Origin of the sequence: Microcoleus sp. K5-D4, assembly GCF_036704575.1 — a bacterium.
In the GTDB taxonomy this organism is placed as follows: Bacteria; Cyanobacteriota; Cyanobacteriia; order Cyanobacteriales; family Microcoleaceae; genus Microcoleus.
Genome location: NZ_JAUBSD010000156.1, coordinates 1 through 8,174, shown reverse-complemented (window position 1 = coordinate 8,174; position 8,174 = coordinate 1). Strand labels below are relative to the sequence as shown.

At 42.2% G+C, this 8,174-nt stretch carries 12 protein-coding genes; all 12 read left to right on the top strand.

All coding sequences use genetic code 11. The features are described 5' to 3' along the window. On the top strand, positions 1-205 hold a 205-nt coding region (locus tag QUA77_RS28260; protein ID WP_333453907.1), incomplete at its 5' end, for a hypothetical protein. Between the two features lie 164 nt (positions 206-369). Further along, the gene (locus tag QUA77_RS28255) at positions 370-1,638 is read left to right on the top strand and encodes a phospholipase D family protein (RefSeq protein ID WP_333453905.1); all 1,269 of its coding nucleotides are present in this window, start codon (positions 370-372) and stop codon (positions 1,636-1,638) included. Next, on the top strand, positions 1,638-1,895 hold the full coding sequence (locus QUA77_RS28250) for a hypothetical protein (protein ID WP_333453903.1): 258 nt from the start codon (positions 1,638-1,640) through the stop codon (positions 1,893-1,895). The genes QUA77_RS28255 and QUA77_RS28250 overlap by 1 nt, the downstream gene beginning before the upstream one ends. Positions 1,896-1,906: 11 nt before the next feature. Continuing rightward, positions 1,907-2,290 carry a hypothetical protein gene (locus QUA77_RS28245; protein WP_333453901.1) on the top strand — a complete coding sequence of 128 codons (384 nt, stop codon included), beginning with the start codon at positions 1,907-1,909 and terminating at the stop codon, positions 2,288-2,290. Positions 2,291-2,345: 55 nt separating this feature from the next. Further along, positions 2,346-2,885, top strand: a complete 540-nt coding sequence (locus QUA77_RS28240) for a Uma2 family endonuclease (protein ID WP_333453899.1) — start codon at positions 2,346-2,348, stop codon at positions 2,883-2,885. 188 nt (positions 2,886-3,073) lie between these two features. Further along, positions 3,074-3,571 (top strand): DUF29 domain-containing protein, encoded by a 498-nt coding sequence (locus QUA77_RS28235; RefSeq protein WP_333453897.1) that lies wholly within the window; start codon positions 3,074-3,076, stop codon positions 3,569-3,571. 163 nt (positions 3,572-3,734) lie between these two features. Next, on the top strand, positions 3,735-4,916 hold the full coding sequence (locus QUA77_RS28230) for a GTPase (RefSeq protein ID WP_333453895.1): 1,182 nt from the start codon (positions 3,735-3,737) through the stop codon (positions 4,914-4,916). A 118-nt stretch (positions 4,917-5,034) separates the two neighbouring features. Then, a complete protein-coding gene (locus QUA77_RS28225; protein WP_333453893.1) occupies positions 5,035-5,580 on the top strand; it encodes a Uma2 family endonuclease in 546 nt (181 codons plus the stop codon). A 244-nt stretch (positions 5,581-5,824) separates the two neighbouring features. Next, on the top strand, positions 5,825-6,142 hold the full coding sequence (locus tag QUA77_RS28220) for a 2Fe-2S iron-sulfur cluster-binding protein (protein WP_333069026.1): 318 nt from the start codon (positions 5,825-5,827) through the stop codon (positions 6,140-6,142). Positions 6,143-6,199: 57 nt separating this feature from the next. Next, positions 6,200-6,391: a hypothetical protein gene (locus QUA77_RS28215; RefSeq protein WP_015175652.1), complete on the top strand. Its 192-nt coding sequence runs from the start codon at positions 6,200-6,202 to the stop codon at positions 6,389-6,391. Further along, positions 6,388-7,491 (top strand): DUF3326 domain-containing protein, encoded by a 1,104-nt coding sequence (locus QUA77_RS28210; protein ID WP_333453891.1) that lies wholly within the window; start codon positions 6,388-6,390, stop codon positions 7,489-7,491. Before QUA77_RS28215 ends, QUA77_RS28210 begins: the two co-directional genes overlap by 4 nt. Positions 7,492-7,501: 10 nt before the next feature. Then, entirely contained in the window at positions 7,502-8,095 is a 594-nt protein-coding gene (locus tag QUA77_RS28205; RefSeq protein WP_333453889.1) for a CPBP family intramembrane glutamic endopeptidase, read from the top strand. The last annotated feature ends 79 nt before the right edge of the window (positions 8,096-8,174 follow it).

Below are 8,174 nucleotides of genomic sequence, written 5' to 3'. Positions count from 1 at the left end.
GCAGCTTTTATCAACAAGGTATGCGGGCCGCAACCCTTATACAGTCTATCTCGTAGACCTCTTTGTCACCCCCCCAGAATTTCTCCATGCGCTTCCCTCTCTATCCCTTGTTAAGCCCATGAGTAACCTTTCAAACATCCAACCAGCAGAGGGCGATCGCGGGAATTACTGGTTAAGTCAGCTCAGTCTGCGGTTATGCGTTTAGTGGGGTTCCCGCCGTCGGAGTCAAAGCAGGCTTTGACTAAGTTGGCTGATTATGTTTTTAGTCAAGTTTATTAGGTGCGATCGCGCAGTTTTAGGGAAGATAATCAAATTGTGGTTTACATCTTACCTAAAAAGTTTTATATCAATTAATTGGAGGTATTTACGATGTCTTTTTGGTTCTTATACGACAATCCCGAAAAATTAGAATTAGAAAAGGACAACTTAGACAACGAACTCAAGTTTTTATTAGATTCAGATAAATTTTCTTGGGATAAAATTTATCTGTTTTCTGCTTTTGTTCGTAATCCTGCTGGGGTGGAACAAGTAAAAAAGATTCTTGAACACCGTTCTTTAAATAAAAATACGGAAGTTGTGATTGCTATCGGAACAAAAAATTATTTTAATAAACCTAGTGATATTCAAGAAATATTAACTTTATCCAAATCCCCGGAAAACAAGACTAACTTTGTCAAATTTATATGCCCGAAAACTATTAATGATGAATCTCCTATAAATGAGAATTTTCATATCAAAGCCTATTGTTTTTTAGGTAGTATGAAAGGGAAAGGTTCTAAGATAGGTTTTTCGATTATAGGGTCATCTAATCTAACCAAGGCAGGTCTTGAAGGTAAGGGAGAATTATGTATTAGTATCCGCAACTTAAATTTAACAAAAGAATTGATTTATCGTTTGTCAAACAAATATATTAGTAAATCGCCTCATATTAGTAAATCACCTCCGTGGGATCAAGAAATAATTGAGGAGTATGCAAGAGAAAAATATAATAAAGAACAGTCTCGTCAAGATCAAGATGAAGTTCTCCAACTGTCTAAAGAAAACTCTACGCCTGTAAATCAATCTGAACCGAGACCAGGTAAATTCATTAAACTAGGTGTCCTGACTGATAGTGTTCTTCTTGCCAAGGCAACTACCCTCGTTAATGGTAGGGATATGGGTTGTTTCCACTCGATTCAAACTATAGATGAAGAGAAAAATGATGTTCCTAAAAATTATTTATGTCTCTTATCTTCAACAGAAAACAAGATATTCAGGATTGTTGAAATCGGGGATCACAGTTCCTATCAAGAAAACCCAGAAGGATGTTTTGTAACATATAAAGAAAATGTAACTTATGAGCTTTCTGATGATATTCTTGAAATCCTTGCAAATGAAAAGTATAAAATAATATCTGATGCTCAGGATATGGAGGAATTACGTTATAAAACTCTAAAGGATTTAGAAGAAGAAGTTAAGGAATATCAGGAATATCAGAAAATGCTCGACGATCCGAAATATCAAAAATGGCTAGAAAAAGGTAAGAAGAAGATGCAGAAGATGCAATCAGAAATTACAGAAATTAACAGAATATTAGAATTAGAAATTGCTCCCAGTTTAATGAAGGAACAGATAAAAAAAATCCTTCAATCCATTTAATGCGCGACCATTGTGTTCTCAATGTCAACAGTCTGGATGCTGGTGCTACAAGCGCGACAGTAAAAAATCAGATCAACAATTCGATTAGACGAGGCGGACAAGCTAGGGATATAATTATAGATGCTAGGGCGTCTGGGTTGATAGAAGCTGAGGCGGAACGAGGTTTGCAGAGGGCGAAAAATATTACACGCGGAAAAATTGATAGCGTCCGAATTATTGGCGATAGCTATGACATCACTTTTACTGAGTTTCAATAAAGGAGGTTTTTATGTCTCGCACATTAGATATTTTTCTAGACTTTCCGCAGGAAATCGAACAGTTAGTTAAAGAATTAGAGTTTATATTAGCTATAAAATTTGAGCTTTTTTCTGATGGTACTGACAACTGGTATGAGTTTCGCAACTCCACAATCTCTCTTACTTTAGGAAAGCATGATTTTGAAAATGATCGAGATATCAAATTTGAAGAATACCCTTACAACCTATCAATCAGAGCGCTGAAAATCTCGAATGAACTTGATAGAAAAAAGTGGCGATATGAGTTTGCTAGTTATGTTCTCCACAAGTTGAAAACTACCGAAAGGTATCGTTTAATGCTGGTGGATGACTTACAAGTGAAGTTAGAGGAGTTTGCGCCATTGGTGAAGGTTTGATCGAACATCATACAGGCAAGTTCTGAAACCGATTTGTAAAAACGAGGAAATGACTATGGTCACTGCTACTGCTGTACAGGATAATTTTACTTTAGAAGAGTTCATCACCGAGCCGCCCGACAACATGGAATTGGTAGACGGACAACTCGTGGAGAAAAATGGCATGACACTAAAGACGGGTAAAATTCAGTCAAGGCTAAGTCGTTACTGGGGAGATTACAAAGATTCTAGCGGACAAGGAGGAGAAGCTTATGTCGAGGTTCCTTGCCGCACTAACCGACAAATTCGCCGCCCCGATGTCGCCTATCTCACACCCGAATTAGTTGCACAATTTGGCAATCTTGCCACTTTACCCCAAAGTTTCCCCTTAATTGCCGAAATAGTTTCACCCACCGATATCGCTGAAGATGTCTTTCTCAAAGCACAGGAATATTTAGAATCTAGCTGTCAGGAAGTCTGGCTAGTTTTTCCCGAAAGTCGTTTAATATTTGTGATAACTCAAAATCAAATATTGACATTTAGATCCGGCGATACCGCCAGCACCCAACAAATCCTGATCGGTTTTAGCATCGAAGTCGATGGATTGCTAGGTTAAACTAAATTATGAAATCCGAAACTCAGTAGGTTGGGTTGAGTTTACGAAACCCAACAATTTCTGGGATTTGTTGGGCGGAGCATTTAGCGGAGGGTTCGCTGTCGCGGTTCCTGAGCGGAGTCGAAGGGCTACGCAACCTACTACTACAATATTCTTAGGTTGATGACCAAGAAATGGAGTCAAACAAAATGACAACTATCCAATCAATAACAACTGCAATAACATCTCTTTATGAACGGGATTTTTATCTGTGGTTACAGACAACAATCAACTTATTAAAAGAGGGAAAGTTTTCTGAAATAGATTTAGAGAACTTACTAGAGGAACTGGAAAGTATGGGGAGAAGCGATAAGAATACTTTAAAAAGTAATTTAAGGGTACTTTTAATGCACTTACTTAAGTATAAATATCAGCCAGAAAAACGAACAAATAGTTGGCATTACACTATTATAGAACATCGTAAACGCATCCGAGATACCTTCAAAACCAGTCCGAGTTTATATCGTTTTTTTGAAGAGATTTTTAATGAATCTTATCAAGATGCCAGAGAACTAGCCGCCGGTGAAATCGGTTTATCTATTCAGATATTTCCCCCAGAGTCTCCATTTACTGGAGAAGAAGTTCTTAATCCTGATTTTTTACCGCCTGACAGCGAGCAGCCTGAAAATCCTGAAAATATTGAATAATTAAATCAGATATCCTTTCCAGTGGTTCTGAAATCAAATTGCTACAATATATTTAATACTCCCCTGTCCTCCTCAGCTCGGACTTGGTTTATAGAGCCTCCGAATTCTATTCGGTGGTATTTAATCCAGATTCGATATCCCACCCTTATCGGAGCAAACCGCCATGTCAGACGACTTTTCCTTAGACGAACTTTTAAATAGAAGTTACTACGCCTTCAAAGAAGCAGAAAACCAAGTGGGACAGTGCAATGTTTTAGTCATCGGCAAAACCGGCGTCGGCAAAAGTACCCTAATAAATTCCGTTTTTCGCCAACGCTTAGCAGAAACCGGAGTCGGCCGCCCCATCACTCAAGGCATTCGCCAATATACCAAACCGAATTGCCCAATTACAGTCTACGATACTCCCGGACTCGAACTCAATGCCGAACAAATTAAAGTTATTCAATTAAACGTTGCTAAACTGATTGAAGACCAAAGACTCCTGCACCCAAAAGAACACATTCACGTCATCTGGTACTGCATCAATCACAGCGCCAATAGAATAGAATCTGTGGAGGAAAGCTGGCTAAAAGAAATGGAAGTCAAAGATGTACCAGTGATTTTAGTTTTGACTCAAACTACATCTAAAAAGCCCAGCGAGTTTTTCAAGCAACTGGAACACATGAATTTGCCAGTCAGTCAAATCATCCCCGTCATGGCTGAGCCGGAAGAAATTGATGAGGATTATACCGTAAAATCTCACGGTTTAGATAAGTTGGTAGATGCAACGTTTCAACTGCTGCCGGAAGTAGCTAAAAAAGCTTTTGTTAAAGAACAAATTGCAAATATTGCGCTCAAATCCGATATGGCATTTAAGTATCTAAGTGCTTATGTTGCAGGTTCGGCAATTGTCGGTGCGACTCCTGTACCCTTTGCTGATGCGCCGATTTTGATGACGATGCAAACGGCAATGATTGCTAATATTACTGTAATTTTTGGAATGCCCTTTGATAAGGGGTTTATTTCGGCGATGCTATCTGCTATTAGCGGCACAGGCGGGGTTACTGCTGTTGGCAGAAGTATTGTTACTAATTTGATTAAAATGATTCCTGGTGCGGGTACTGTTGTCGGCGGTGCTATCTCCGGTGCAACCGCAGCAACTCTCACGCTTGCCCTCGGTTTGGCTTACATTGAAGTGCTTAAAGCTTATATGAAAGCTCAAGTTAATGGGGAACAACTTTCTTTGCAGCAGTTGACAAAGATGTTTGTGGATTTGTATAAGGATTATGCAACTTCGGGGCGCAAAACTTTGAAGGATGAGAAACAGGATCAACCTAAACCTCCCAATCAAATTAATATTGAGTAAATTGGGCATTGGGTATGGGCATGGGGCATAGGGCATAGGTTATTTGTTAGTTCCAATTCCCAATTCCCCATTACCAATTGATTGCTACAATATGAGTGAATTCTGCAAAAGGGAGTAAATGGCTATGGTAATGGCTGCCGTTTTATCAGAAAATGTTTCTCTAGAAGACTTTATAGCCAGTCCCACCGACGATATGGAATGGGTGGACGGGCAAATCTCGGAGAAAAATGGCATGACAGTAAAACACAGTCGAATCCAATCAAGACTAGATCGTGCTTGGGGAAATTACAAAGATTCTAGCGGACAAGGCGGCGAAGTGTATACAGAAGTTCCTTGCCGTACTGACAGGCGAGTGCGCCGTCCTGATGTAGCTTATCTGACTCCTGAACTTGTTGCTGAATATGGCGATGTTCCCACTTTGCCTCAAAGTCCGCCGTTAATTGCAGAAATAGTTTCTCCTACTGATATTGCGGAAGAAATATTTCTAAAAGCACAAGAATATTTAGATTCAGGTTGTCTAGAAGCTTGGATTGTTTTTCCAGAAAGTCGCTGGATATTGATCATGACTCAAACTCAAAAGTTAACTTTTAACCTGGGTTCTACAGTCAGCACTCAATTAGTGCTACCGGGTTTTAGTGTTGCGGTTGATGACTTGTTGGCTTGAAGGCAAAAAATTAATTAGGTATAAGTGCTTTGTGGCAGAGTTCCGCCGTGACGATTGTAATAATTTGTGAAAAAGTCATTGACAAAATGCCGCTTGCTCGCCCAGCCAATTAATAAAAAAAATTATCAATAAAAAATGTAGTTGTAAAATTGCACAAAAGCACAAACAGCGGTAAAATACTGATTGCTTTGTTTCCAAATCTAGCGTAAATTCCAATTGGGGAATTAAAACCAATAATTGAAATATGTCTAAGACTTACACTGTTGAATTGATCCACCAAGGCTCTACCTATACCGTAGAAGTACCCGAAGATAAACAAATTCTCCGCGCCGCTAATGACGCCGGCATTGAGTTGCCGAGTTCTTGCAATGCGGGGGTTTGTACTACTTGCGCTGGTAAAATTATTGAAGGGAAGGTCGATCAAGCTGATGGTATGGGCGTTAGTCCCGATCTTCAGGCAGAAGGTTATGTGTTGCTGTGTGTTGCTTATCCCCGATCGAACTTGAAGATAGAAACAGAAAAAGAAGACATTGTGTACGATCGCCAATTCGGTAAATCCTAGGACTAAGCTAAAATTTACCTAAGTACCGTTAGCGGTAAAACCACTATGGATCGCCCTATGACCACCCATTTCATTTCCGCAGAAGTTGACCTCCACGAGACTGCCGAGCAACTGCACTCGGCTATTGAAATTGAACTGCAAAAGTACGGCGAACCCCTGCGGTGGGCAGTCACAGATGTGGATGTCGATCGGCAAAAGGCTGTGGTAGAAGGCTACGTGCTCGTGGAAGCATCCCCCGCAACACCGTGAACCCCCGCCCTTTGACAGTGGTTTTGATAGTCCCCACAGGCGTTGGAGCCTCGATTGGTGGGTTTGCAGGAGATGCGCTGCCGGTGGCTAGGGCGATCGCCCAAATTTCAGACACCCTGATCACTCACCCCAACGTCCTCAACGGCGCTCAACTTTATTGGCCGATACCTAACGCTCTCTACGTTGAAGGTTACGCCCTTGACAAATTTGCTGCCGGATGCTGGGGACTGCAACCAGTACATCAAAATCGCATCGGCTTAATCCTAGATTCCGCGATCGAACCAGACTTGCAGTTGCGGCACTTGCAAGTGGCTGATGCAGCGAGAGCTACATTGGGCTTGAATATAACAGATTGTGTTTTAACCGATCGCCCTCTGCAAGTAGAATTGCGTATTTCTGAATCAGGGGCATCCTGGGGGACGATCGGCAATCCCGACAGTTTATTGCGCGCTGCAGAAAAATTAATCGAACAAGCAAGAGTAGAAGCGATCGCAGTTGTAGCCAGATTTCCCGACGATGAAGGCAGCCTCGCCCTCGAAAACTACCGCCGCGGCAAAGGAGTTGACCCCCTCGCAGGCGCGGAAGCTGTCATCAGCCACCTCATCGTCAGGACGTTTAAAATCCCCTGCGCCCACGCCCCCGCGCTGTCCCCACTTCCCCTCGATCCGCACCTGTCCCCGCGATCGGCTGCTGAGGAAATCGGCTATACTTTCCTACCTTGCGTGCTTGCCGGCCTCAGCAAAGCTCCCCAATTGGTAGCGCCAGAAAGCCAGCAGCACAATCAATTATCAATTACCGCCGATCGAGTCGATGCGGTGGTAATACCCGCCACAGCCTGCGGCGGCAGTGCTATTCTGAGTTTGAGTGGGCGATCGTCCGTACAAATCATCGCTGTGGGCGACAACAAAACCCAGATGCAGGCGACTCCAGAAAAACTCGGAATCAAAGCTTTGCAGGTAAACTCATATTTAGAGGCGATCGGAGTTTTGGTCGCTTTGCGGGCCGGCATCAGTCCAGCTTCCTTGGGTGCAGACATCTCCTCCCTGCGTTGTTTGTCTGACTCAACAAAACAAATCTCAAATCTCAAACCTCAAATCTAAAAGTGATTAAGTGGCAGAAAAACTTCCCGGAAATCCTGAAATTGAACCCTTGACGCGCACCCAAGTTTTAATAGCAATGGGCGTGACAGCAATTATGTTGCTGGCGGTAGCTAAATTGTGGTTGCTATTTGGATCGGTATCGCTTTTGCCAGTCAAATTGATAGGAATCGACTTGCTCAAAGGATGTGCGATCGGACTGGCAATTACAGGCGGTAGTGCGATCGTTTATCACCTTTGGCCGGGTTATCGCCGGAGTGCAGACGTTTACTTGGAAGTAGTGCTCAAACCTTTGTTTTGGCCAGATTTAATTTGGCTGGGACTGCTGCCGGGACTTAGCGAAGAATTGCTATTTCGAGGCGTGATGCTGTCTGCTTTAGGATTGAATGTTACCGGTTTAGTTTTATCGAGTTTTTGTTTCGGTATTCTGCACTTGGGAGGCATGGATCAGTGGCCTTATGCTGTTTGGGCAACGGCTGTCGGATTGCTGTTGGGTTACAGTGTTTTAGCGACTGGGAATTTGTTAGTGCCAATTACTGCTCATATCTGCACGAATTTGATTTCTAGCTGTGTTTGGAAGTGGGAACACAATGCGGTGAAGCGGTAGGATAAGTAGGTAGGCGGGAAAAAACATATTTATGTAACAAAACATTAAGCAGCATAATTGGAGTTAAACTTAAGGCGTT

Coding starts and splice junctions, on each gene's coding strand:
- QUA77_RS28255 (WP_333453905.1), top strand. CDS start 370: ATGTCTTTTTGGTTCTTATACGACAATCCCGAAAAATTAGAATTAGAA.
- QUA77_RS28250 (WP_333453903.1), top strand. CDS start 1,638: ATGCGCGACCATTGTGTTCTCAATGTCAACAGTCTGGATGCTGGTGCT.
- QUA77_RS28245 (WP_333453901.1), top strand. CDS start 1,907: ATGTCTCGCACATTAGATATTTTTCTAGACTTTCCGCAGGAAATCGAA.
- QUA77_RS28240 (WP_333453899.1), top strand. CDS start 2,346: ATGGTCACTGCTACTGCTGTACAGGATAATTTTACTTTAGAAGAGTTC.
- QUA77_RS28235 (WP_333453897.1), top strand. CDS start 3,074: ATGACAACTATCCAATCAATAACAACTGCAATAACATCTCTTTATGAA.
- QUA77_RS28230 (WP_333453895.1), top strand. CDS start 3,735: ATGTCAGACGACTTTTCCTTAGACGAACTTTTAAATAGAAGTTACTAC.
- QUA77_RS28225 (WP_333453893.1), top strand. CDS start 5,035: ATGGCTATGGTAATGGCTGCCGTTTTATCAGAAAATGTTTCTCTAGAA.
- QUA77_RS28220 (WP_333069026.1), top strand. CDS start 5,825: ATGTCTAAGACTTACACTGTTGAATTGATCCACCAAGGCTCTACCTAT.
- QUA77_RS28215 (WP_015175652.1), top strand. CDS start 6,200: ATGACCACCCATTTCATTTCCGCAGAAGTTGACCTCCACGAGACTGCC.